Annotated in this window: 19 protein-coding genes and 1 riboswitch; of the genes, 17 read left to right on the forward strand and 2 right to left on the reverse strand. The window is 49.6% G+C overall.

What is annotated here, in order from left to right; translation table 11 throughout:
• The first annotated feature begins 7 nt into the window (after positions 1–7).
• The 8 genes from QU597_RS04715 to QU597_RS04750 all read left to right on the forward strand — a co-directional run bounded on the left by QU597_RS04715 (position 8) and on the right by QU597_RS04750 (position 13,922).
• Entirely contained in the window at positions 8–1,108 is a 1,101-nt protein-coding gene (locus tag QU597_RS04715) for a glycosyltransferase (protein ID WP_206103347.1), read from the forward strand.
• Positions 1,109–1,112: 4 nt separating this feature from the next.
• Positions 1,113–2,453 carry a UDP-glucose dehydrogenase family protein gene (locus QU597_RS04720; RefSeq protein WP_310831592.1) on the forward strand — a complete coding sequence of 447 codons (1,341 nt, stop codon included), beginning with the start codon at positions 1,113–1,115 and terminating at the stop codon, positions 2,451–2,453.
• A gap of 459 nt (positions 2,454–2,912) precedes the next feature.
• A complete protein-coding gene (locus tag QU597_RS04725) occupies positions 2,913–4,286 on the forward strand; it encodes a sugar phosphate nucleotidyltransferase (RefSeq protein ID WP_236336020.1) in 1,374 nt (457 codons plus the stop codon).
• Between the two features lie 138 nt (positions 4,287–4,424).
• Positions 4,425–4,504, forward strand: a riboswitch (cyclic di-GMP riboswitch).
• A gap of 12 nt (positions 4,505–4,516) precedes the next feature.
• Positions 4,517–7,024 carry a PA14 domain-containing protein gene (locus QU597_RS04730; RefSeq protein WP_310831593.1) on the forward strand — a complete coding sequence of 836 codons (2,508 nt, stop codon included), beginning with the start codon at positions 4,517–4,519 and terminating at the stop codon, positions 7,022–7,024.
• Between the two features lie 211 nt (positions 7,025–7,235).
• Positions 7,236–8,753, forward strand: a complete 1,518-nt coding sequence (locus tag QU597_RS04735; RefSeq protein ID WP_310831594.1) for a glycosyl hydrolase — start codon at positions 7,236–7,238, stop codon at positions 8,751–8,753.
• Between the two features lie 190 nt (positions 8,754–8,943).
• Positions 8,944–11,490 carry a discoidin domain-containing protein gene (locus QU597_RS04740; RefSeq protein ID WP_310831595.1) on the forward strand — a complete coding sequence of 849 codons (2,547 nt, stop codon included), beginning with the start codon at positions 8,944–8,946 and terminating at the stop codon, positions 11,488–11,490.
• Between the two features lie 258 nt (positions 11,491–11,748).
• Positions 11,749–13,227, forward strand: coding sequence for a potassium/proton antiporter (locus QU597_RS04745; RefSeq protein ID WP_310831596.1), 1,479 nt, complete (start codon positions 11,749–11,751; stop codon positions 13,225–13,227).
• 239 nt (positions 13,228–13,466) lie between these two features.
• Positions 13,467–13,922, forward strand: a complete 456-nt coding sequence (locus QU597_RS04750; protein WP_310831597.1) for a Dps family protein — start codon at positions 13,467–13,469, stop codon at positions 13,920–13,922.
• Between the two features lie 116 nt (positions 13,923–14,038).
• Here the strand turns inward: QU597_RS04750 and QU597_RS04755 are convergent, their stop codons facing one another.
• Both QU597_RS04755 and QU597_RS04760 read right to left on the reverse strand, forming a co-directional pair.
• Complete coding sequence (locus QU597_RS04755; RefSeq protein ID WP_310831598.1) at positions 14,039–14,743, reverse strand: AIM24 family protein; 705 nt, start codon at positions 14,741–14,743, stop codon at positions 14,039–14,041.
• Between the two features lie 37 nt (positions 14,744–14,780).
• Positions 14,781–15,275, reverse strand: coding sequence for a hypothetical protein (locus tag QU597_RS04760; RefSeq protein WP_310831599.1), 495 nt, complete (start codon positions 15,273–15,275; stop codon positions 14,781–14,783).
• 265 nt (positions 15,276–15,540) lie between these two features.
• Between QU597_RS04760 and QU597_RS04765 the strand changes: the two genes are divergently transcribed.
• The 9 genes from QU597_RS04765 (at position 15,541) to modA (ending at position 25,871) form a co-directional block, all read left to right on the forward strand.
• Positions 15,541–16,227, forward strand: a complete 687-nt coding sequence (locus QU597_RS04765; protein WP_310831600.1) for a M50 family metallopeptidase — start codon at positions 15,541–15,543, stop codon at positions 16,225–16,227.
• 183 nt (positions 16,228–16,410) lie between these two features.
• Positions 16,411–17,061, forward strand: a complete 651-nt coding sequence (locus QU597_RS04770) for a hypothetical protein (RefSeq protein ID WP_310831601.1) — start codon at positions 16,411–16,413, stop codon at positions 17,059–17,061.
• Positions 17,062–17,316: 255 nt separating this feature from the next.
• Positions 17,317–18,282 carry a helix-turn-helix transcriptional regulator gene (locus tag QU597_RS04775; protein ID WP_310831602.1) on the forward strand — a complete coding sequence of 322 codons (966 nt, stop codon included), beginning with the start codon at positions 17,317–17,319 and terminating at the stop codon, positions 18,280–18,282.
• 257 nt (positions 18,283–18,539) lie between these two features.
• Positions 18,540–19,532, forward strand: coding sequence for an ABC transporter ATP-binding protein (locus QU597_RS04780; protein WP_310831603.1), 993 nt, complete (start codon positions 18,540–18,542; stop codon positions 19,530–19,532).
• Positions 19,529–20,521 carry an ABC transporter ATP-binding protein gene (locus tag QU597_RS04785; RefSeq protein ID WP_310831604.1) on the forward strand — a complete coding sequence of 331 codons (993 nt, stop codon included), beginning with the start codon at positions 19,529–19,531 and terminating at the stop codon, positions 20,519–20,521. The genes QU597_RS04780 and QU597_RS04785 overlap by 4 nt, the downstream gene beginning before the upstream one ends.
• 420 nt (positions 20,522–20,941) lie before the next feature.
• Positions 20,942–22,612 carry an ABC transporter substrate-binding protein gene (locus QU597_RS04790; RefSeq protein WP_310831605.1) on the forward strand — a complete coding sequence of 557 codons (1,671 nt, stop codon included), beginning with the start codon at positions 20,942–20,944 and terminating at the stop codon, positions 22,610–22,612.
• Positions 22,613–22,691: 79 nt separating this feature from the next.
• Positions 22,692–23,696: an ABC transporter permease gene (locus QU597_RS04795; protein WP_236336041.1), complete on the forward strand. Its 1,005-nt coding sequence runs from the start codon at positions 22,692–22,694 to the stop codon at positions 23,694–23,696.
• A gap of 11 nt (positions 23,697–23,707) precedes the next feature.
• A complete protein-coding gene (nikC, locus tag QU597_RS04800) occupies positions 23,708–24,601 on the forward strand; it encodes a nickel transporter permease (protein WP_310831606.1) in 894 nt (297 codons plus the stop codon).
• Positions 24,602–25,082: 481 nt separating this feature from the next.
• Positions 25,083–25,871 (forward strand): molybdate ABC transporter substrate-binding protein, encoded by a 789-nt coding sequence (gene modA / locus QU597_RS04805; RefSeq protein WP_370656252.1) that lies wholly within the window; start codon positions 25,083–25,085, stop codon positions 25,869–25,871.

Here is a 25,871-nt window from a genome sequence, read left to right on the forward strand (position 1 = left end):
GATTCACATGAAAATTGCGATAGCGCACGATTACTTAATCCAAATGGGCGGGGCGGAAAGAGTAGTGGAAGTTTTCCACCACATGTATCCGGATGCTCCGATCTTCACGACGGTTTTTAACGGAAGCCGCCTAACCGACAACCTCAAAGATGCGGATATCCGGGCCTCCTGGCTGCAAAAAATTCCGGGAGTGAAGACCAATTTCAAAGGGGTGCTGCCGCTTTATCCCATGGCCATCCGAGATCTGGACTTTCGCGGATATGATATTGTCCTGAGTTCCAGCAGTGCTTTTATGAAAAGCATTCAGGTGCCCGAATCGACGTTTCATCTATGCTACTGCCATACGCCAATGCGCTTCGCCTGGGATTATGACACTTACATGGAGCGGCAATCGAACTCCGGACTGTTCAAAAGACTGCTGAAGGTCTACATGCAGCGGCTCAAGTCCTGGGACCAGCGGACATCCAAAAATGTGAACCAGTTCGTAGCCAACTCTTCCGTAGTGAAGAAGCGGATTCAGAACTATTATCACCGCGATGCCGATGTGATTTTCCCGCCGATCAACACCGCCCGGTTCACCAGCTCGAGTTCCATCGGCGATTATTACCTGATCGTCTCCCGGCTTGTTTCCTACAAGCGGATCGATCTCGCCGTGGAAGCCTTCAACCGCAATGGTCTTAAGCTCTATATCGTCGGTGACGGACCGGACCGCAAAAGGCTGGAGGGCATGGCCAAAGACAATGTATCCTTCCTCGGACGGCTGGATGATGGAGAGGTAACAGGCCTGATGTCACAGTGCCGGGCATTTATTTTTCCGGGAGAAGAGGATTTCGGTATTACGCCGCTGGAGGCGAATGCCGCAGGCAGACCGGTCATCGCTTATCAGGCCGGAGGCGCGCTGGACACCATCGTGCCATACGTCAACGGTGTGTTTTTTCAGAACCAGGAAGTTGACGATTTACTGAAGGCCATCCACGAAGTGGAATCCTACCCATGGGATATCGGCCAAATCATGGGCCACGCCCGCAAATTCGACGAACAGGCGTTTATGGTGCAGTTCAAGCAATATGTAGAGCAAGCCTACATTAATTTCCTAAAAGGAGGATGATTGTATGAAGCTGGCAGTTATCGGTACCGGCTATGTCGGTCTAGTATCTGGCGTATGTTTTACACTTAACGGGAATCATGTCATCTGCGTCGATAAGGATGAGGAAAAAATCAGCAAGCTTAACCGGATGGAATCCCCCATCTATGAACCGGGGATCGAGGCATTGATTGAGATGAATCTCCGGGAGGGCAGATTATCCTTCTCTTCGGATCTTCAGGAATCGGTGCGCCGCTCAGATATCGTCATTCTGGCTGTGGGTACACCTTCTTTACCGGGTGGCGAAGCGGATTTAAGGTATATCGAAGGAGCCGCTACGGAAATTGCCCAGGCGATGGAAGGCTACAAAATCATCATGACCAAGTCGACTGTTCCGGTTGGCACGAATGAGAAAATCCGCAACCTCATCGCTTCCCACACGAATCATCCCTTCGATATTGTCTCCGCTCCCGAGTTCCTGCGTGAAGGCTCTGCAATCCGCGACACCCTTCATCCGGACCGGATCGTTATCGGCCTCGATAATCCGCAGCTTGAGCCGACCATGCGCCAGCTTCATCAGGGCTTCACGGAAAATGTCTTCGTAACAGATATCCGCAGTGCGGAAATGATTAAATATGCTTCGAACGCATTCCTGGCAACCAAAATTTCGTTTATTAACGAGATTGCCAACATTTGCGAAAAAGTGGGAGCTGATGTAACCATGGTGGCGGAAGGTATGGGAATGGACCGTAGAATTGGTTCCTCGTTCCTGCAGGCCGGCATCGGTTATGGAGGCTCCTGTTTCCCGAAAGATACCAATGCGCTGATCCAAATCGCCGGTAACGTCGATTACGAGTTCAAGCTGCTGAAATCGGTGGTTGAGGTGAACAAGGACCAGCGGTTCATGATCATCTCGAAGCTCCATGAATCGCTAGGCAGCCTGCGCGGCGCAGTTATCGGTATCTGGGGGCTGGCCTTTAAGCCGAATACCGATGATGTCCGCGAAGCTCCAGCGCGGGAAATCGTCGAAGCTCTGGTGGCGGAAGGAGCAACAGTGAAGCTGTATGACCCGATTGCTGCTGATAACTTCAGAGCAGGGTATGATCATCCGCAGCTGCGCTGGTGCGGCCTTGCTGAAGAGGCGGCCGAAGGCAGCGACGCCATCTGCCTGCTGACCGACTGGGCCCAGTTCAAGGATATCGATCTGCATCTGCTGGCAGGCAGCATGCGCCGCCAGATTCTGATCGACGGCCGCAACGTCTACTCCAAGGAGCAGATCGAAGGCACCGGGCTGGAGTACCACTCGGTCGGTCGCCCGCAGATGGGCGGACTGAGCGGATATTCCCCAAGCGTCGCCGGGGCGATCTAATTCAGAGCTGCTCTTGAGCGCAGCTTTAGCTGCCGCTCCGCTCCTTGCCCTTAAATTGCCGCTACAACAAGCGGCAATCCAGATCTTTAGCAGGGAGCCAGCCTGCGGGCAAAGTAAGCAAAAAGATGCGATTCTTCCAGAACGCTCAGTCAAGCAAGAGTTCTTAATCGTAAGCTGTTATGGAATGGAACGGAGAGGAATTTTGGAACTGTAGGAACATAGTGTCCGCCTTTGTCTGCGGATTTCAACCGCGAACAGCGGTATAAATCAGGAAATCTGCAGACAACAGCGGCCGAAAGTCCAAACATTCTTTGCAGTGACTCTCATAACAGTGAGACCTTAAGGAATACTGCGCAGCAAAGGGCATTCTGTAAGGAGCATTCCAGCTTTCCACAGTCCGCAGCGAACTAATAACAATCCGATATTTTCGCGACAACACATAAATAGGAGGGTTCACTTATGAAACTGGTACTTCTATCAGGCGGTTCTGGTAAACGGCTCTGGCCTTTGTCCAACGATTCACGTTCGAAGCAATTTCTGAAGGTACTGGAAAGCCCGACGGGTGAACCGGAATCTATGGTACAGCGTGTCTGGAGACAGCTTGAGGAAGCGGGCATGACAGGTTCGTCTTATCTGGCAACTGGCCGCAGCCAGGTGGAATCGATTCAGAGCCAGCTTGGCAGCGAGGTTCCGATCATTGTTGAGCCTGAGCGCCGTGATACGTTCCCGGCCATAGCGCTGACAGCAGCTTACCTGTATTCGATGGCCGGTGTTTCTCCGGACGAAACAGTCGCTATCCTGCCTGTTGATCCCTATGTGGAAGCTTCATTCTTCGATACCGTAGTCCAGCTTGAGCAGACAATGGAGGAAAGCGGCGCAAATCTGGCGCTGATGGGCGTAGTTCCTGAACATGCGTCAGAGAAATACGGATATATCATCCCTACCACTGCTGAGGCGGGAACAAGCGGATATCTGCAAGTGAGCCATTTCCAGGAAAAACCTGACCGTGTACAAGCCGAAGGTCTGATCAGCAAAGGAGCCCTTTGGAATTGCGGGGTGTTCGCTTTCCGCTTAGGTTATCTGCTTGATATTCTGCAGCGCAAAGGGCTGCCGCTTAACTACGAGGAACTGCAGAAGCAGTATAAACTGCTTGCCTCCATCAGCTTTGATTACGAAGTGGTGGAAAAAGAGGAGAATATCGTGGTTCAGCCTTATGCAGGCTTCTGGAAGGATCTGGGTACCTGGAATACACTGACTGAAGAAATGAGCAGCAATCTGGTAGGGAAAGGTGTTGTCACTGCCGATTCTGAGGGAACCTGCCTGATCAATGAGCTGGATATTCCGATTACAGTCATCGGGGCGAAGGACTTAATTATCGCCGCCAGCCCGGATGGCATCTTGGTTACGCATAAAGCGGAAAGTCCACGGATCAAAGAAGTGCTGAAGTCTTACGAGCAAAGACCGATGTTCGAGGAACGCCGCTGGGGCCATTACAAGGTCATTGATTATGTGAAGTACGATGAGGGCAATGAAGTCCTGACTAAGCGGATTTTTATTGAAGAGGGCAAGAACATCAGCTACCAGCTGCACCGCAAACGCAGTGAAATCTGGACCTTTGTAAGCGGGGAAGCCAGCATTGTGATTAACGAGAAAATGCATAATGTGAAGGCGGGCGATGTGGTTCGCATCCCTGAAGGCACCAAACATGCGATCCTTGCGCTGACGGATGTGGAGTTTATCGAAGTGCAGACCGGATCTGAGCTGGTGGAAGAGGATAATATCCGAATCACCTTGGACTGGAAGGATATAGCATTACAACAGTTCATTTCGTAGGCCTAAATAATCTATTTAACCAATTGTTACAAATCCAAAACAGGTATTAAGAACCATTTATTAAGAAATCTTAATTTTTGCTATAAACCTACAACTTAATAGAGTCGATACTTACGGTAAGAAGGAGAAATCCTTCCAAAACGACAAAGGCAAACCTACTCGAAAGATAGGGACGCAAAGCTATAGGGCCTCTTAAAAGTGGCAGCCTGGCTACCGAAAGGAAGATCATTTTGAAAACTTACCGTAAGTTTCGTCTGTTGTCCGCCGTGTTGTCTCTGGCTGTGTTTTTGTCCGCAGTACCGCTTGGACTAGGACTTGCACCTTCCCCGGCTAAAGCAGCTTCAAGTACAGCTGTGCCAGTTAATCCGGACGCTTCAGCTGAAGCCGTCAAGCTCCTTGGTAACCTGTATTCTATTTCCGGAAAAGGAATTATTTCAGGCCAGCATGACTATCTGGAGAGCCCGGATGAATTTAGCAACAAGCTGAAAGGAACAAGCGGACAATATGCCGCACTTCACGGATATGAGCTTGGAGTAATCAGCGGACAATCGGAAAGCACTGCTGCAACGCAACGGAAGAATGTAGTCAATAGTGCTATCAACTGGGCCAAATCGGGCGGTATCGTAGCAATGACTTTTCATGAGAATCTGCCGGGCACTACGTATGATTGGGCAAATGTGCAGAAATCATTAACACAAGCAGAGTTCAACAAATATATAACACCAGGTACGGCACAGTACAATGCATTGATTGCCGACCTCGATAAAGTTGCAGTTTCACTCAAAAGCCTGCGGGATGCAGGAGTTCCCGTACTCTGGAGACCTTACCATGAGATGAACGGTGACTGGTTCTGGTGGGGAAAGAAGAGCAATTTCACTGATCTTTGGAATATTATGTATGATCGGTTTGTTAATTATCATAAACTTAACAATCTGCTGTGGGTATGGAATCCGAATGCTCCGAATGCCTGGTCTGATCCCTATGAGCTGACCTATCCTGGTGCGAATAAGGTCGATGTACTTGCAGCTGATATATACAATAATGATTATATGAATAGATATTATGACAGCTTGGTTAGTCTGGCTGCCGGTAAGCCGGTCGGCATCGGTGAGAATGGTGAAATGCCGAGTACAGCTAAGCTGCAGCTCTACCAGAAGAATTACGTTTATATGATGAACTGGGGAAAAATGCTCTATGATAACAACAGCACGACTACAATCACAAGCTTTATGAATGACAGCTACACCCTGACCCGGGATGAATATAAGGCGTGGACAGTCCCGGGCGCAACGGCAACGCCGACAGCTACGCCAACGGCAACGCCGACAGCAACGCCAACGGCAACGCCGACAGCTACGCCAACGGCAACGCCGACAGCTACGCCAACGGCAACGCCGACAGCAACGCCAACGGCAACGCCGACAGCAACGCCAACGGCAACGCCGACAGCTACGCCAATGGCAACGCCGACAGCAACGCCAACGGCAACGCCGACAGCGACACCAACGGCAACGCCAACGCCGACTCCTGTACCTGAAAATACATTGCAGGCACCGGTACCGTTGGTAAACGGGCTTGCAGGTGAATATTTCAAGAATATGACGCTGTCCGGCACGCCTGTGCTGGTACGCAATGATAGTTTGCTTAATTTCAACTGGCGTCAGGCATCACCGGATGCTTCATTGCCTGTAGATATTTTTTCCGTACGCTGGACCGGCCTGATTAAGCCTTCTTATAGTGAAACCTATCAATTCTATACAACATCGGATGATGGTATCCGTGTTTATGTGAATGGAACAGCCGTTATCGACAGCTGGATGAAGCAGAGCGGTACCGAGCGTACCGGAAGCATTGCCCTGAAAGCCGGACAGTATTATGACATTAAAGTAGAATATTATGAAAATGCCGGTGATGCCAATATCCGTATGATGTGGCAGAGTCCCAGCCAGGCCAAAGTAACCGTTCCTTCAAGCGCATTGTTCTTGAAAAGTTCCACATCATCTATAAGTACTGCAGAATCATCATTGGTGACGAATTCGCTGGCCATGGTGCAGACAGTAACAGTGTCGCCGACAACGGCACCAACGTCAACGCCGACAGCGGCACCAACGCCAACGCCGACAGCGGCACCAACGCCGACAGCAGCACCAACGCCAGCGCCGACAGCAGCACCAACGCCAGCGCCGACAGCAGCACCAACGCCGACAGCAGCACCAACGCCGACAGCGGCGCCAACGCCAACGCCAACGCCGGCACCAACGCCAGCGCCGACAGCAACGCCGACAGCAGCACCAGCACCTGCAGCCAACGGGCTGCAAGGGGAGTATTTCAACAACATGCAGCTGGCGGGAACTCCCGCTGTAGTACGTACCGACGCGGTCCTTGACCTCAACTGGCGTCTTGGCTCGCCGGATGCGGCGATCGGAGTGGATTTCTTCTCCGTACGCTGGAGCGGTAAAATTAAGCCCCTGTATAGTGAGACGTACCAAATCTATACCTCTTCAGATGACGGTGTCCGTGTCTGGGTCAATGGCAGTCTCATCATCGACAGCTGGGTGAAGCAGAGTGGAACCGAACGCATGGGAAGCATAAACCTGCAGGCAGGACAGTTATATGATATTAAAGTGGAATATTATGAGAACCAAGGGGATGCAAGAGCGAAGCTGATGTGGGAAAGCCCGAGTCAATTAAAGGGGACAGTCCCGTCAAGCGCCTTGTTCCTACCTTCCGCTTCCTAAAATAAGCGATCGGCAGTCTGTTCTATCACCGCCGTCACTGATGCTGGTTAAGCCGTTACAATACTAAATCCTCAAAAGTCCACCTATTAGGGCCCTGCTTACCAGCAGGGCTACTAAGCTATAGGCCTCAGTTGGCTGCAAAATGACTGCCCTGCTAATGGAACCGTCACTTGCTCCATAGAGGTTTAACGGCTGGAGAAAGGAGTTAACATTGAACACTAACCGCAAGTTCCGGCTATTTACGACGATTTTGCCTATAATCTTCATTCTCTCTTTACTGCCCTGGTCGGAGGTACGCAGCCTTCCGGTTACCCGGACTGTGGTTACCCCGGCAGCAGTGAATACTCCGATCAATCCTAACGCTTCCCAGGAGGCGGCCGATTTGCTGACCTATCTATCGAATCTCAGCGGAAACGGCATGATTTCAGGACAGCATGACTATCTGGAGAGTCCTGATGAATTCAACAATAAGCTGAAAAAGGCCACCGGGCAATCTGCTGTTTTGCATGGCTATGAGCTTGGAGCCATCAATAATCAATCGGAATCTGCCATTAAGCGTCAGCGTAAGGCTGTAGTAAACAGTGCAATCAAATGGCATAAGGGCGGAGGCATCGTAGCGATGACCTTTCATCAGAACCTGCCCGGCACTTCTCCGGAATGGTCCAATGTGCATATGAGTCTCAGCCAGGATATGTTTGATGCCTATGTGACCCCGGGAACAGCACAATATAAGAATCTGATTGCCGATATTGACGAGATTGCCGGGTATCTGGAAGATCTTCAGGATGCCGGAGTACCGGTTTTGTGGCGTCCCTATCATGAAATGAACGGAGACTGGTTCTGGTGGGGGAATAAAGACAACTTCACTAAGCTCTGGGACATCATGTATAACCGTTTAACAAACACGCACAAGCTGAATAATCTGCTATGGGTATGGAACCCCAATGCACCTAATGAATGGTCGGATGATTTTGAGCCATATTTCCCCGGATCGGGAAAAGCAGACATTTTGGCGGCAGATATATATAACAATGACTTCAAGCAGTCCTATTATGAGAATCTGCTGAAGCTGGCAGACGGAAAGCCTATCGGCATCGGGGAAAGCGGAGAGCTGCCAGACCCTGTTATATTGTCTCAAACCCAAAGTAAATGGGTATATACCATGACATGGGGGAAAATGCTGACTGAAAAAAATGATCTGCAGAAAATCAAAAATTTTATGAATGATAATTATATCGTTTCCCGCGATGATTATATTATTATGCTCGCTAGTAAACCGAACACGAAGCCTCCCGCTTCGACCAAGGGATTAAGGGCGCAATATTTCAATAATACAGACCTGGCCGGCGGAGCACAGCTGATCCGTAATGACAACAAAATTGACTTCAACTGGCACGGGGACTCTCCGGCAGTCGGCCTCGGGAAGGATCTCTTCTCGGTTCGCTGGACCGGAACGATCATGCCGATATATAGTGAGAAATATACATTTACGGCCTCTTCGGATGACGGAGTGCGGCTCTGGATTGACGGTAAACTGGTGATTGACAGCTGGAAGAAGCAGAGCGGCGTCGGACGCGAGGGAAGTAACGAGCTTACCGCCGGAACCTCATATGATATTAAAGTGGAGTACTATGAGAACCGCGGGGACGCCAACATCCGTTTATTATGGAAGAGTGCCAGCCAGAAGCAGGGGATTATCCCCAAAAGTGCATTAACCCTCCCTAAGTAACCTAATCTGGCTTTACGACTTATGGGCAGACACCCCGGAAGAAAGCGAGGACAAAGGAATGAGGACTAAGAAAAAAACAACCAGACCTCTAAAGTTACTACTAAAATTTGCAGCTTTAACCATCTTGTTTCTTATGTCCGTTTCTGTCTTCGGAGATGATGGAACGAAGCGGGGCGAAGTGGAGGTAGACATGACTAAGTTGTCCTCAGCGGCTGATTCAGGTCCGGCTTTACCGGACGGAAATGTACTGTGGCAGCTGGGTCAGCGTGATGGATCTGCCGGAGAATTTGCAGCTTCCGGTTCCTCAGACGCTAAAAAGATTTATAATGCTGTCTCTACCGCAGCCAAGGCTGTTGAGCTGAAAGGCGTTCCTTCGGGCCTGCGGGGAGACACCAACCCTGAATTGATTATTACGTATAACTTGAATAAGATCCCGGCGAACGGGGTCTTATTTCGCGTAAGTATTCTCGATGCATACAAATCCGTTCCGCAAATGAGTGTTTTCTCCAATCATCAGCTGTCAGGCATCATACAGATTGCCGGTGTCGCCGGGACGGACAGCAAATATACCTTCCGCAAAACGTATGAACTCTATATCCCGAAGGAACAGCTGGTGCAGGGCAGTAACGAGCTGAAGCTGCGGACTACACGCGGTATTTATTCCTCAAGTATGGAAGATAAGTACGACTGGTGGACCTGGGATTCCTTGAGTCTTGAATCGCTGAATGCTCCTATTAAAGAGCCGATTCACGGCAGCTATACACTGACCGGCACAATGGTCAACAACAAGCAGTTTTATTTTGATGAAGGTGCGGTTACTCATTTGCCTTACATCATGAAGTGGCTTGGCGTGGCTTACAGCGGCAACATTATGCGCACCAGCTGTGCCAGCGATGTCGGCCGCTCCTGCTCCAACATGGAGGATTATTACAAAGTACTTAGGGATTACAATATGCAGTCAGTTGCCCTGTATCTGTACACGGGAGATATTAAGCTCAAAGCTGACGGCTCGCTGCCGGAAGAGGCAGAGAAGAAGCTGACGGATTACTTTAAGCAATACGGCTCGTACTTTCAGTATTATGAAGTAGATAATGAGCCAGGCCTGTTCAATCGTTCAAAAGCTGTCAATCTGGCGATCGCCGATTGGCTGAACAAGAAGGGCAAGGCAATTGCCCCTCATTTGCAGACAGTGGCACCTGGCTGGGCTTACTGGCCGAGCTATAGCGCGGATTCCTGCGGCAATCAAAAGGGGACGGTCAAACAGTGCGGTGACCCTGACGGCTGGGAACGTGATCCGGAGCAGCGCAATGAGCTTGAAGAGGTAACCGATTTGACCAACGGGCATTCCTATGGGGAATCCTATATTTTCAGCAACGGAGGCAGCTTTACTGAGAATCTCAAGACCTTCGGCGGAGCTGCAGACGGCCTGGGCAAAAAAATGCTGACGACTGAATTCGGTACTTCGGATAGCCACGTGGATGCTTACCAGTATGGGGCTTCCGAGGCTACAGCAGCAGTGTTTGACCGGATTATGCGCGCCCATATCGGTTATGCGGATATGTTTGTGCAGCATGCCGCCTTTTTCAAAAACTTCAGTTTGTTTAAATACGGATTCAATTTGGAGGAGCATGATCCGGCCAAGACAGAGATTTACTATACAAAATCCAACGAGGATTCCCGTGTCAGTATCATGAGAAGACTTAGTCTCGCTTATGCAACGCACGGTACACCGTTAACCTATCAGATCAGTAATAAGGATCAGCTGGCAGACAAACTTGTATACGTCCGTGCTGTTGATACCTCTACCCTTACGCCGCTGGCAGGCAGCGGTGCAACCTCCAATAAACTGCTGATTAACTTTGTGAACTTTGAAGAGACAACGCAAAAGGTCTCCGTGAAGGTAACGATGCCGAAAAAAACAGTCTACGAAGGAGAACGGTTTGGCAACGGAGATACTTATGAGGAAGCCCGCAGTTATATTTCTGGCAGAAGTGCAACACCTGTACTGGAATTTAACGAGACCCTCGCCCCGGGGGAGGCAGTGCAGTATATTCTGCAGCCCTCCTCAGAGGTAGCGGATACGGCGCCGCAAGGCTTCAAAGCGGCAGCAATCAAAGGATTATCCATGAAACTGAGCTGGCTGGAGGCCCCCGGAGCAAGTTATGAAGTGCTCCGGGCCGACGGCTCCGGCGGGGATCTGAAGGTTATTGCAACGGGAGTTCAAGAAACCGGATACATTGACAGCGAGCTGCAGGAAGGTACGCTTTACACGTATGCGGTAAGAGTTGCAGGTTCAGGCGTTATGTCTGAGAAAGTGCAGATTACGGCTACTGGCCTGGTTCCGCTTGACCGGACCGAATGGAAAGTGTCGTCCAATGTCAATACCGAAGCCTCGAATCCGTCAAGTGCGATAGACGGGGACCGGCGTACACGCTGGGATACCGGCAAACATCAGGCCTCGGGAGAATACTTTCAGATTGACCTAGGCAAAGAGCATTCGGTGGAGGCTGTAGAATTGGACTATTCGTTGTCCTCCTATGACTATCCGCGTGGTTATGAGCTTTATGTATCTAATGATGCGGCGAATTGGAAGCTCATGGTTAGGGGAAAAGGGCAGCTGAACAGCACCAAGATTAGCTTTTCCCAAGTAAAAGCCCGCTACATCAGGATTTTGCAGACGGGTTCCGGCGGCAACTACTGGTCCATTCAGGAGATGCAGGTTTACTCAAGAGAATAACAGCTTGATGGGCAGAGAAATGCTGCTTAATAAGGGAGACCCAGCTATATTTATGGCCGGGTTTTTTTGCATTGGGAGGAAATCCTCCGTCTTAGGCAAGTTCAATACACGGAAGGATGTATGATGCTACAGAGTTGGTGCATTCTAAATGCAGTGTGGACCGGTTGTCTCAAAAAAAGCATTTTAGGGTTAATAACGTAAATAACGCTGGAACAGCGGTAAGCATTGTAATAATAGAACAGGGGGGAGATGCGGAAAATGACTCATTTAGCGGACAGTGTTATCTTATTACTCGCGGTTCTGCTGCTGATTGGAGTGCTATCAACCAAATTCTCGACACGTTTCGGGATGCCGGCACTGGTGCTTTTTATCTTGGTAGGGATGGTGCTCAGTCATTTTGTATATTTTAATAATGTATCTTTAACTCAAATTGCCGGAATATTTGCGCTTGTGGTCATATTATTCGAAGGAGGAATGCAGACCAGCATAAAGGATATCCGGCCGGTTATGGCATCCGCATTGTCCCTGGCTACGATCGGCGTGCTGCTTACGACTGCCATTGTAGGAGTGTTCGCCAGGTTTGTGCTCGGAGTGCCGTGGGCAGAAAGCCTTCTGTTCGGGGCAATCGTCGGTTCAACGGATGCGGCCGCAGTTTTTTCCGTTCTCGGCGGCAAAAATATTGATAAGCGCCTGACCTCCACACTGGAAGCAGAGTCCGGAAGCAATGATCCGATGGCTGTGTTTCTGACAGTTTCGCTGATCGAATGGATTGAACATCCGGAAACGGCAATATGGAGCATGCTGCTGTCCTTTGTTTGGGAGATGGGGATCGGACTCCTCATGGGGGTTGTGATTGGCAAGCTGGCTGTATATTTAATCAATAGAATCAATCTGGATTCCACCGGACTGTATCCGGTGCTGGCGATAGGATTTGCTGTACTGACCTACGGCGTTTCGACGCTTGTGCACAGCAGTGGACTGCTCGCCGTTTTTGTGATGGGATTGACGCTTGGCAATTCAGAACTGATGTACCACCGGACCATTATGAATTTCAATCACGGGTTCGCCTGGATGATGCAGATTGCGATGTTTATCCTGCTTGGTCTGCTGGTTTTCCCTCAGGAGCTCTCTGAGATCGCCTGGCAGGGACTGCTGCTGTCTGTAATTCTGATGCTCGTGGCCCGGCCTGTCGGGGTATTTATAAGTCTGTTATTTGCTAAGTTTTCAGTCCGTGAGAAGACACTGTTATCCTGGGCGGGTCTGCGCGGCGCGGTGCCGATCGTACTGGCTACCTACCCGCTTCTGGCCGGGCTTCCTGAGGGGCGGATGTTTTTTAATGTGGTTTTCTTCGTTGTCCTGACATCGGCTGTGATTCAGGGAACAACCATCTCCCCGCTGGCTTCCAGGTTAAAGCTGGTGGGTAGTGACGAAGCAGCACAGCCGTCGCTTATGGAACTGGTTGCACTTGGAAAGACCGATTCCGAATTTAATCATATCGGGATTGAGTCCAGTATGCCGATTGCCGGAATGCAGATTGCGCAGCTGAATTTGCCGGATGATATTCTCTTTACGGCGATCATCCGCAATAAGGGAATCGTTACGCCGCACGGCAGTACCGTGATCCTGCCCGGAGATACCGTTTATGTGCTGAGTCCTAAGGCTAAACGCGAAGAGATGCGGGCGGTTTTCCGGAGCGGAAAAGGCAAAGCAGCGGAAACATATATTCCTCCGGTGTAGCAAATATGCCAATAATGTAAAGTTTTATTCCACAGTCAGGTAATTTGTGGCAATATAGGTGCGTTTGGATGAATGTGACACAAATAACAGGTTTCTAAAAGGAGGTATGCTAGAATTTGCAGCAACAAAATCGTAAAATGCTTGCGGGAAAGCAATATTTATGTTATATTGTATATAGATTTAGAACAAGTCTAAATACAATAAATAATATATAATTACACTATAGGAGGTTATTTAGAATGGGTACTCATGTAAAGAACCAGACAGAACTGCACGCAGCATTGAACCGCCAAACCGCGAATTGGAGCCTGCTTGGGGTGAAATTGCATCACTATCACTGGTATGTGAGCGGATCACAATTTTTCACTCTGCATGCTAAATTCGAAGAACTCTACACTGAAGCAGCCACTTATGTGGACGACCTGGCTGAGCGGTTGCTCGCTATTGGCGGCAAGCCGGCCTCTACGATGACACAATATTTGGCCCTGTCAGAGCTGAAGGAAGCTGCCGGCAGCGAAAGCCCCAAAGAAATGGTTGCCCAGCTCGTTAAAGACTTCGCGCTTGTCTCCGAAGAGCTGAAGAGCGCCATCGCGGCTGCGGAGGAACTTAGTGATCAACCGACTGCTGATCTGCTGATCGGCATCAGAAGCAGCGTTGAGAAGCATGCCTGGATGCTAAACGCTTATCTGGCGTAAGGATACTATAACTGAAGGCTAGGACTGCAGCCCGGTGTACGGATTGCAGGAGCAAAGAGTGCCCGTGCGATAACCGCACGGGCACTCTTTGTTCAAACGATTCTCTCACAAGTCGTCTATTTGATAAATACACCGCCAAACGGCAGCGCCTCGCGCAGAAACCGTTTAATAATACCGTCCTCGTTATTATCCCGCTCAAAGCGGCGGCTCTGGCGTCCGGCTTGAAACAGTACAGGTCCATGGCCTGTCATCTTCCAGTGATAGCTCATATGCTGGCTGGCCAGATGATTGCCGTACACGGTCAGCTCAAGCTTGGCATTCTCCGGATACGCTATTAGACTGCCTGCATCGACGTAGAGCGGATCGGAGGGATGAAGCTCGGCTTCGCACACCGTTCCCTCCGTCAGTATACCGATGCTCCCGTTGCCGGCAAATTTGACTTTGACAATGTCGCGGGTAACCAGCATATTCTTCATGCTCAGCACCCGCGTCTGCATCGTGATTCCTTTACTGTAGAAGAAGAGATGCCTGAAATCATAGAGCAGATCGCTTTTACCGTTCAGCTGCAAGGTTTTGACACGGTAACCGGGAGGCAGTGCTGCCACAAACCGGCAGGGGCCGGACATATCCGAACGGATCAGCTTGCGCTTGCGGTACATGCCTTTGACGTCCATCAGCCGGTCTGCCCGTCCGGATGAGGGGCCCTGATAGGCGATAATTTGCTGGGGATGCAGCACATGAACCTCTTCATTCTCCCCGATAGTAAAAGCAACGGCCTGTCCGCTGCCGCTGTCGCCTTCATCCTGGACATCGACGTTCATCGTACACACTCCTTCATATTAGAGAGAGGTCAGGCTGCTAGCGCAACCGGTCCCCTCTTCTTGAGCGGTGGCGCATGGTAAAGCGCAGCAGCCGGATAATCAGGAAATAACCAAGAATAAGGGCGAACCCGGTAATCACCGTAACCTTTATCCGGTTATAGTAGTTTTCACGCGCAGTGCGGTCATTTTTCAGCTCGTCAACCACCAGGCTTAACTGGCGGTTCTGCTCCTGGAGTGCCTCGTTCTGGGAACGGTACGCTTCCATTTGCTCCTGGGTCTGTCCCAGTGCGTCTACTGTCTCACTAAGCTCATCTTTGGTCTGCTGAAGCTCCTCAACCGTCTCCTGGTAGTTTTCCTGCAATTGATTCACTTCACCGGGCAGTTCTGAGAAATTCTGCAAGCCTTTATATAAATCACTGAAATAATTGGCTTCTGCTGCCGGAGCCGGGACGCAAGCGGAAATTCCAAGCAGCAGCAGAGCCGAACCAAGCAGCTTCATCCATAGGTTTGATAAGTGCTTTTTTCTGTTCATCTTATTCACCGCCTGTATAGGTTCATACTGCTCTTATTTTAACATAGAGCTGCATTTATAGGCATTAATCAACGTAGTTTGACATCATTTGGCGTCTAGTGGAAGATTACCGCATAACTTGCGGCCGCCGGGTCTTAAGCATTTTTACCCTGCCGCTGACAGCAATAACCATAGAGTAATACAGTACTGCGGACTGGCAGGTTTCATTTTGGCTACCTTGCAGCAGGAATATAACGTATACTTTGAACGGGAAGGGGCTGAGGATATGAATAAATGGCTGAAAACGCTGCTGATACTGGCAGGGTCGGCGCTATTGACACGCTTAATTCCATTTTCATCGCTATTCCGCAATCTGGATACAATGTTCCATGAATTCGGGCATGCACTGATGACCCTGCTTCTCTCAGGCGATGTGCTGAGGATCGAGCTGTATGCGGATCACAGCGGTGTGACGTATTCTGCGGTTGAAGCCGGTCTAAGACCGGTGCTGGTGTCGTTGTCAGGATATCCGTTTGCCTCCTTATTCGCCCTGCTGCTGTTTTTTTTGTACAGTAGGGGACGTCAGCGGTGGGGGCTGCTGCTGTCTGCTGCTGTGGCGCTGATTATGCTGGTGCTGTATGTCAGGGGCGCCTTTGGTATACTGTGGCTCAGCGGTTTGATCGCACTCAATCTGGCAATGGTGTTCCTATGGCCCAAGGCAAGCAAATATTACTATTTGTTCCTGGCCTTCTTGACCCTGGAGGAATCTGTAATGGGCACACTGTATCTCTTGTCAGCTTCACTACTGACCCCGTCCCGTGCAGGTGATGCGGCTAATTTAGCCGGATTAACGCCTCTGCCCGCTATATTCTGGGCGGTGGTCTTCTTTCTTTTTTCATTCCTTTGCGCAAAATGGTCTCTGGGATATTTTTTCAGGCAGGAACGTTTGCAGAAACAAAGGGGCGGCAGGTAGGAGTCATCCATTTCGTCACGTTTAGACAAAAAGTCAGATTTAGCAAAGAGGCAATCCACTTTTAAAGTAGATTGCCTCTTTTTTTGTCGATATTATAGATGCGAACATACATTCCATGACAAGGAGTTGTCCGCCATTATTGGTACATTAATAGAAGAACCAAAAAAAGAAAGAGGTGGAAATATGCAAGCAAGTATCCAGCCCATATTTACATGGAGCCGCAGCCGTGTTTTTGCAGGAGTTTCCCAGAGTTTAGTGTTGCTTGTGGAATGGAAAGGCCTTCCCCCGCGTGAGGAGCTGCGCAAAAAAAGCCGCAAACTGCTTGCCCGGGAAATCGAGCTGCGCATATGGCTTGAAGCCCACATGACATTTACAGGAGCTTATGGCTGCATCACTGAAGCAGGAGAAGGAAGATCGCTGCTGCTGAAGCTGGGTAAGATCCATTCCGGGTCCCGCAAATTCATCTGTCTTGAATTTAAAACCGAAGCCATGCCTGCCGGAATTCATGAAGCACTCTGGCTGCAATGGCAATACAGACAACCACCTGTGGAGCGGATAAGAGAACTTCCGCTGCAAAAGCTGGGACTGGAATATACGCATCATACCGATGTGCTGGGTAATGGCAGCAGCTTTCATGTTGAGAAGCATATGGAGCTGCTGAGAACGGTGAAGGTACTGGAGGAAGCAGCATTGCTGCGTACGCGTAACTCAGACCCGTCACTGTCCGAGAAATTGCGGAGACAGGCAGATAAACTGCTGCTGCTGGCGGCGCGCTCTGGTGATATGCAGCTGGTGAAGGAGGCGGAGATGGTGTATAGACAGCTTGAAGCTTAACTCAGCTGCACATTGTGAAGGGGTGGAACGAAGCAGAATATCAGTTGTAATAAACTGAAACATACATAATAGCACAACCTTAACTCTCTTTCTCGATCATTTAACAGCTCATGTAATATATATGTGTGGTAATGTAGTAAAATAGTTCTATTATATTATCTTAATTCGGTTATTACATTATTAGTTGTAGATATATATAACTAATTCATTTAAAATAATGGGTCTATTTTACCATATATCAAGGGGAACTGAACAATGACAGACCGATTAATCCGGCTGATGCGCATTATCACACTAGTGCAAGCTAAACCTGGAATCCTGGCACGTGAGCTGGCTGAACGCTGCGGCAACAGTGAAAGAACGATATATCGGGATATGGACGCGCTAAGCGCAATGCATATCCCGATTACCCATATGGGACATGGGAAGGGATATGCGTTTATCGGTAATTTTGCATTGTACCCTTTAGATCTGACGGATAGTGAGGCGGCTGCATTTTCCGAGCTGCGCAATGTGATGAAAGACATCAAGCCTTTGCTGCCGACTGAATTTGAAAATGCCTATGAGAAAATAATGGCTGCACAATATAAGCAGAATGTGGAAAGGGAAGAAAGAATGGAAAGCGTCACAAAAGAAGCCGGAAATCCTTGGACGGAACGGAGTCCAATGGCGATCGAGCAATCGGCTTTTTTAACGGAAATATTGTCCGCTGTGATGAAACAAAAAAGCTTCCATGCGGACTATTGCGAAAATGCAAATGAGGAAAGAGGGTTACAGATTGATCCTTACTGCCTTGTTCCGCTGGAGAACCGGATCTATGTGATCGGCTTATGCCACAGGTTTGGGAGAATCCGGGCCTTTCATATTAACGGTTTTTCCAATGTCACCCTGCTGAATAACTGGTTTTCAAAAGAGCGGTTTGATTTACAGTCCTTTATGTCGCAGAAATGGAGCCTTGATCCTGACAGCCTGCAGATAGAGTTCAGAATCAGGTTTTCCGAACGGATGATGGAGAGAATCAAATATGAAGAGCTGATGATGAAACCCACTAAAGTTGACCGCCAGAACTGCTGCCTGCACTTTAAAGTAGCCATCGAACAAGATATCGGTTTTGTCCGCTGGATCATGGGGTTCGAGGAAGAAGCGGAAATTCTGGAGCCGTTTTATTACCGGGACATGTTGAAATATCATATGGAAAGATGGCTGATGTTATACAAATAACATAGGATGTTACAGGAGTTATTCCTGTTTCACCATCATTAAACCCTCTAAATTCATCAGGTTAGTTAAGTGTACAAATTTTCCTTGTCTACGGTACATTTCTATAGTAATGTTATACATTAAATAACAACTATGTTGATTTAACCCGAAATTAATATCATTCTATGTCAGGTTCGGGTCATAATATCTTACTTTTTAAGGTTTTTTTATCCTCCAATTTGACCTTTGTTCAATTTTTAGTAGAAAGAGGGTTCATCATGATCCAGCCAATTCTGAAAATTGAGGATTTGCATACCCATTTTTTTACCGACCGCGGTGAAGTGCCTGCCGTTGACGGCGTTGACCTGTACATCAATCCCGGGGAGGTCCTTGGCGTCGTTGGCGAATCCGGCTGCGGTAAAAGTGTGACCTCATTGTCCATCCTGAAGCTGGTTCCGAACCCGCCAGGGAAGATTGTGGGCGGCCGTATCCTATTAAAAGGCCGGGATATCGTCCCACTTAAGGAAAAAGAGATGCGTATAATCCGTGGTGATTCCGTATCGATGATTTTTCAGGAGCCAATGACCTCGCTCAACCCGCTGTTTACAGTCGGGCAGCAAATCATCGAAACGGTGCGGCTGCACCGCGGCTTGTCCAAAAAAGAAGCGCGGGAGCACGCGGTCGAGATGCTGCGCAAAGTCGGCATTCCGCGTCCAGAGGCTATTATTGATGAGTATCCTCATCAATTGTCAGGGGGCATGCGCCAGCGGGTAATGATCGCGATGTCCATATCCTGCAGTCCGGAGCTGCTGATTGCCGATGAGCCGACTACGGCGCTGGATGTAACCATTCAAGCGCAGATTCTGGATCTGATCCGCCGCCTGAATGAAGAACAGGGAACAGCTGTGATGCTGATTACCCACGATCTTGGCGTCGTTGCAGAAATGTGCCACCGGGTTGCCGTAATGTATGCAGGCAAGGTGGTCGAGGAGGGCAGTGTTCGTGATATATTCAAGAATCCGCTGCATCCGTATACCCGTGGCCTGATAGAGTCCGTGCCGCGAATGAATGAGACCCGGGAACGGCTGTATTCCATCCCCGGCAATGTGCCGATTCTCAGCACAGAGATGCAGGGCTGCCGGTTCGCTCCCCGTTGTGCGAATGTTATGGATGTCTGCCGTGAGTCGCTTCCGCAGCTTACCCTGCAGGAGGAGCAGCATAGCTGCAGATGCTGGCTGCATGAAGTCAGTCAGGAGGAGGCAGTGGTATGAGCGAAAGCCTGCTTGAGGTTAAGAACCTCAAAAAATATTATCCGATCAACAAGGGATTTTTCAATAAAACGCAGGGCTTCATCAAAGCTGTAGATGATATCTCGTTCTCGGTAAACAAAGGCGAAACCTTTGGTCTGGTAGGGGAGAGCGGCTGCGGCAAATCGACAACCGGGCGTTCGCTGCTGCGGCTGATAGAGCCGACAGCAGGCGAAATCTGGTTTGAAGGGCAGGACATTACGAAGCTGTCGATGGAAGAAATGCGCAGGCGCCGCCGGGAAATGCAGATTGTATTTCAGGATCCGTTTTCCTCACTGGATCCGCGAAATACGGTGCAGCGGATTCTGGAAGAGCCGATGATCGTTCACGGGGTAGGCGATGCTAAGCAGCGGAGGGCTGCCGTGGAGCGGCTGGCTGACGTTGTTGGTCTTGCCAAAGCGCATCTGCAGCGGTATCCGCATCAATTCTCAGGCGGACAACGCCAGCGGATCGGCATTGCCAGGGCACTGGCTCTGCAGCCTAAACTGATTATCGCCGACGAGCCAGTGTCTGCACTGGATGTTTCTATCCAGTCACAGGTGATCAATCTGATGCAGGATTTACAGCGGGAATTCGGATTGACCTACATATTTATTGCCCATGATCTTAGCGTAGTGAAGCACATCTGCGACCGGGTTGCTGTAATGTACCTGGGACGGATCGTGGAGGTTACGGATAAGCACAAGCTGTATGATGAACCGCAGCATCCGTATACACAGGCACTGCTCTCGGCGGTTCCCGAACCGGATCCCGATATCCGCAAGGAACGGGTAATTCTGCAGGGTGAGGTGCCGAGCCCGGCCAATGCGCCGGTCGGCTGTGCCTTTAATACCCGGTGTCCGCGGGTGATGGATGTATGCCGGAATGTAAGGCCGCCGCTGCTTGAGACCGGAGCAGGACATTTGACTGCCTGCCATCTCTATGACGGAGAGGCGAATGTCCGGCTGGCTTAAATGACTAACAACCACATCAATATAAGATGAACGGTAGGTATGACTGGAGGCAAAAGCAGCGGAGGGGAAGTTTGGAACTGTAGGAGCGAATGCGTCGGCTTGAAAGCTTTCCGCAGGAAGGCTCGCTTCGGAAGCATGTGCTAGGTTTGGATTTCTAGCGCGAAATGCGGTTAAATCGGGAAATTCAAACCTAACAGCGGCCGGAAGTCCAAACATTCCCCGCAGCCTGCGTATGATGCCGGAAGGGTGAAGCTAGAGTTCATTTTATAAAAGAAAACTCAACCAAGAATGACCTTCGTATTCATCGTGAACGGTAATGGCCGTGAGTAAAGGAAGTGGATTTGGTATATGGCTGCACTTTGCTGCAGCTCCATATAAACGCTTTAATACATTCAATGATAGAAGGGAGCTTTTCTAGAGATGAAGAAATGGAGTAGTCTTGCACTGGCAGTAACTCTTGGGGCTGTTTTGACACTAAGTGGCTGCGGAGGTAATAACAACAATGCCGGCACAGAAGCAACTGCGGGTTCCAATGCAGCGGCAACCACCGCACCGGAAAGCTCTCCGGATGCAGCAGCATCCACACAGGACACATTGATTCTGGGACGCGGCGGCGACTCTGCCTCGCTGGATCCGGCCATCGTCACTGACGGCGAATCGCTTAAGATTGCCCATCAGGTATTTGACTCCCTGCTGGAATACAAGCCGGGAACTTCCGAAGTACAGCCCTCGCTTGCTGACAGCTGGGAAGTTTCAGCAGACGGTCTGACTTACACCTTCAAGCTGCATCCGGGTGTAAAGTTCCATGATGGAACGGATTTTGATGCTGAAGCGGTTGTGTTCAACTTTACCCGCTGGAGTGATCCTGCAAGTGAGTTCAAGTTCGAAGGCGATTCCTTTGATTACTACGATTCCATGTTCGGTCCGGACGGCAGCCGTGTAATCAAAGAAGTGAAGGCTGTGGATGCCACAACCGTACAATTTACACTCAACCAGCCGCAGGCTCCGTTCCTGCAGAATATCGCAATGACCTCGTTTGGGATTGCCAGCCCTACCGCTATCAAGGAGAAGAAAGAGAACTTCAAGAATGAGCCTGTGGGTACCGGGCCGTTTGTCTTCACAGAATGGAAGCATAATGATTCCATTACGCTCGACAAAAACCCGAACTACTGGAAAGAAGGGCTCCCTAAGCTGAACAAGGTGATTGTCCGTTCGATTCCGGACAACTCTGCACGCTTCAATGCGCTGCAGAATGGTGAAATCGACCTGATGGAAGATCTTAGTCCGGATGACCTGTCGACCCTTGAGGGCAACACGGAGCTGCAGAAGATTGAGCGTCCGCCGTTCAATGTCTCTTACCTCGGCTTCAACTTTAACAAGAAACCTTTTGATAATGTAAAAGTAAGACAAGCGCTGAACTATGCTGTAAATAAACAGGCGATTATCGATGCTTTCTTCTCAGGCCAGGCTACTGCCGCTGTGAACCCTATGCCTCCATCACTGTGGGGCTATAACGATGCTGTGAAGGATTATGAATACGATCTGGACAAAGCAAAGGCACTGCTGGCTGAAGCCGGTTATCCTGATGGTCTTCCGGATACTGTAACCCTGTACGCTATGCCGGTATCCCGCCCTTATATGCCTGACGGTAAAAAGGTTGCGGAAGCCATTCAAGCCGACTGGGAGAAGATCGGTGTTAAAACCGTCATTGAGTCCCCGGAATGGGCGACATACCTCGATGACACCAAAGCTGGTGAAAAAGATGATATCTACATGCTCGGCTGGACCGGTGATAATGGCGACCCGGATAACTTCCTGTATACGCTTCTCGACAAGGATGCTATTCCTGGTAACAACCGCAGCTTCTATGTAAATGAAGAACTGCACACCATTCTGATCAATGCCCAGAAGGAAACAGATCAGGCTAAACGCTCCGACCTGTACAAACAGGCTCAGGAAATCATCAAAGCGGATGCGCCTTGGATTCCGCTGGTCCACACAACTCCGCTTCTGGCTGCAAAAGCCAATTTGAAAGGCTATGTTCCAGGTCCGACAGGTACGGAATATTACAGCGAAATTTACTTCGAATAGTATGATCCATCAGCATTTTCTTGCCGCCGCGCTTTCGCTGCGGCAAGTTATGTTGTGGATCGCTGGAAGGTGAGCCGACTTGAACTCCTACCTATTAAAACGTGTTATGGTATTAATCCCGGTTCTGATCGGGATGACGATTATTGTATTCTCGATTATTCATGCCATTCCGGGTGATCCGGCAGAGACGATCCTCGGGCAAAAGGCAACTGAACAGTCCAAACAGGCGTTACGTGAACAGCTCGGCCTCGATAAGCCGTGGCTGCAGCAGTATTTCAATTATATGGGGGATTTGCTGCAAGGCGATCTCGGGACTTCCATCCGTACTAAAACACCGATTGCCAAAGAAATTATGCCTTATCTTGCAGCTACACTGGAGCTTACGGCGGCCAGTATGCTGTTCGCCACAATTGTAGGTGTTAATGCGGGGATTCTAAGCGCTTGGCGGCAGAATTCATGGTTTGACTATACTGCGATGATCATTGCACTCATTGGCGTATCTATGCCGATCTTTTGGCTGGGGCTGATGGAGCAGCTGTTATTCGCACTGAAACTGCATTGGCTTCCTTCTATAGGAAGGATGGATCAGCGCAATCCGGTGGAGAGCATCACTAATCTCTATATTATTGATACGATTATTGCTGGACAGTGGGGTCAGCTGTGGACAGTTATTAAGCATTTAATCCTGCCAAGCATAGCGCTCGGCACCATTCCGATGGCGATTATCGCCCGGATGACCCGTTCCAGTATGCTGGAGGTTATGAACTCCGACTATATCCGTACGGCTAAAGCTAAAGGAATGTCGCAATTCCTGGTCGTGTACAAGCATGCGCTGAAAAATGCCCTGATCCCAGTGTTAACGGTGGTGGGGCTGCAGACAGGCGCTCTGCTCGGCGGTGCCGTTTTGACCGAGACGATTTTTGCTTGGCCTGGCGTGGGAAGGTATATATTTGAAGCGATAAGTGCCCGTGATTATCCTGTCATTCAGACCGGAATCCTGATTATTGCTTTTATTTTCGTCGTTATTAATCTGCTTGTGGATCTGCTTTATGCGGCCGTTGATCCGCGCATTAACTACAAGTGAGGGGTGAACCGATGGGACAAGCAACAGTTAACGTAACACCCCCGAATGTACAGGCCGAAAAGGTTTCCGGACCTTGGCGTGATGCGTGGAAGGCTTTCCGCAAAAATAAGACGGCGATGCTCGGGCTTTGTATTATTGTGTTTTTTGTGCTGATAGCGCTGCTGGCGCCATTTATTGCCCCTTATGGTTATAAGGAGCAGGAGCTGGTAAACCGGCTGAAGGCGCCTTCTGCCGATCATTGGTTCGGTACTGATGATCTGGGGAGAGATTTGTTCACCCGGATTCTATACGGTGCCCGCATTTCACTGTGGGTGGGATTCTTCTCGGTCATCGGATCGATCGCCGTAGGGACTTTTCTGGGAGTGTTGGCCGGGTTTTACGGCAAATGGATCGATATGCTCATATCCCGGATGTTTGATATTCTGCTGGCATTTCCGAGCATTCTGCTGGCGATTGCGATTGTGGCCATTCTCGGGCCTTCGCTGCAAAATGCGCTTTATGCCATTGCAATCGTTAATATTCCTACGTATGGACGGCTGGTGCGGGCGAAGGTCCTTTCCCTGAAATCGGAGGAATACATTACGGCAGCCCGGGCGATTGGAATGAAGAACTCGCGGATTCTGTTGACCCATATTCTGCCTAACAGTCTGACGCCTATTATAGTGCAGGGCACGTTAGGAATCGCTACTGCGATTATCGAGGCGGCTGCACTCGGCTTCCTGGGGCTCGGCGCCCAGCCGCCGGACCCTGAATGGGGGAAGATGCTTTCAGATTCCCGGCAGTTCATTCAGAAGGCGCCGTGGACGGTGATTTTTCCCGGCCTGTCCATTATGCTGACTGTGCTGGGCTTCAACCTGATGGGGGACGGCCTGCGTGATGTGCTCGACCCGCGGATGAAAAATTAGGGTAAGTAAGTTGGTCCAAAGGTATATAGATTGTATAAAAGAAATCTCTCTTTTAAAATGGTTGGACGCACTTCCATTTAACAAAAGAGTGGTTTCTTTTTTTTGCGTTTTTATAGATGTTATAGTCCATTGCCCGTTTAAACAGCGGAGAGAACGGAACGATTGTGGAAAAGCGGTAGCGGTCGCCTTGGTCTCCGGATTTTCACCGCTAAGGGGAATGAAAAAAATCTGGAGAGCACAGCGATTGGAACAACGTTTCGTTCGCGGAGCGTCCTCACCAAGCACAACCGTTTATCCAACTCCAAAAACAAGGGGGTTCCCAGTGATTTCATGGCTTATGGGACACCTCTTATTATTTTAAAGAATAACTAATCTATACTATACATAGCTAAATATAAGTAAACATAATCAAACGTATAGTAAAACAAAAAAGGATATGCTAGAATATCATCTAAATATATAAGATGCAGGAACGGGAGGGATAGGAATGTTCAAGAAATTAGCAGTAGGAGTTATGTCTGTCTTGCTGGTTTCAGGCTTAGTGGCAGCATTCGGAGGCCAACTGGAGGCGGCTACGAAGAAGACGGAAATAATTGTATCGGCGGCGGCAAGTCTGCAAGACAGTCTGGATAAGATCGCCGAGCTCTATGAGAAGCAGCATCCCGATATTGATCTTGTTTTCAACTACGGCGCTTCTGGCACCTTGCAGAAGCAAATTGAACAAGGCGCTCCTGCTGATCTGTTCTTCTCTGCCGGGGATAAGCAAATGAAGGCGCTGGTGGATGGCGGGCTTATCACTGCTCATAAAGAATTACTGAAGAATCAGCTGGTGCTTGTGGTGCCTTCCGATTCCACAGCCCGCATCACCACAATTACACAGCTTACGGATAAATCCTTTAAAAAGGTAGCTGTCGGCCAGCCGGAATCGGTGCCGGCCGGCCAATATGCGCAGCAGGCTTTGACTGCCAAGAAGGTGTGGAACACATTGCAAAGCAAACTGGTCTTTGCCAAGGATGTACGCCAGGTGCTCTCGTATGTAGAGACTGGGAATGCGGATGCCGGTTTTGTCTATAAGACCGATGCCCTGACTTCCGGGAAAGTGAAGATCGCGCTTACGGTAGGAGCAAATGTGCACACTGCGATTAATTATCCGGTTGGAGTTGTCAAAGAATCGGATCACCTTACGGCAGCTAAAGCCTTTTACGATTATGTGCAGACCAAAGAAGCTGGCAGCATCTTCACTGGTTACGGATTTACGCTGGCTAAATAA

This window comes from Paenibacillus pedocola (assembly GCF_031599675.1).
Classification (GTDB): Bacteria; Bacillota; Bacilli; order Paenibacillales; family Paenibacillaceae; genus Paenibacillus_AQ; species Paenibacillus_AQ pedocola.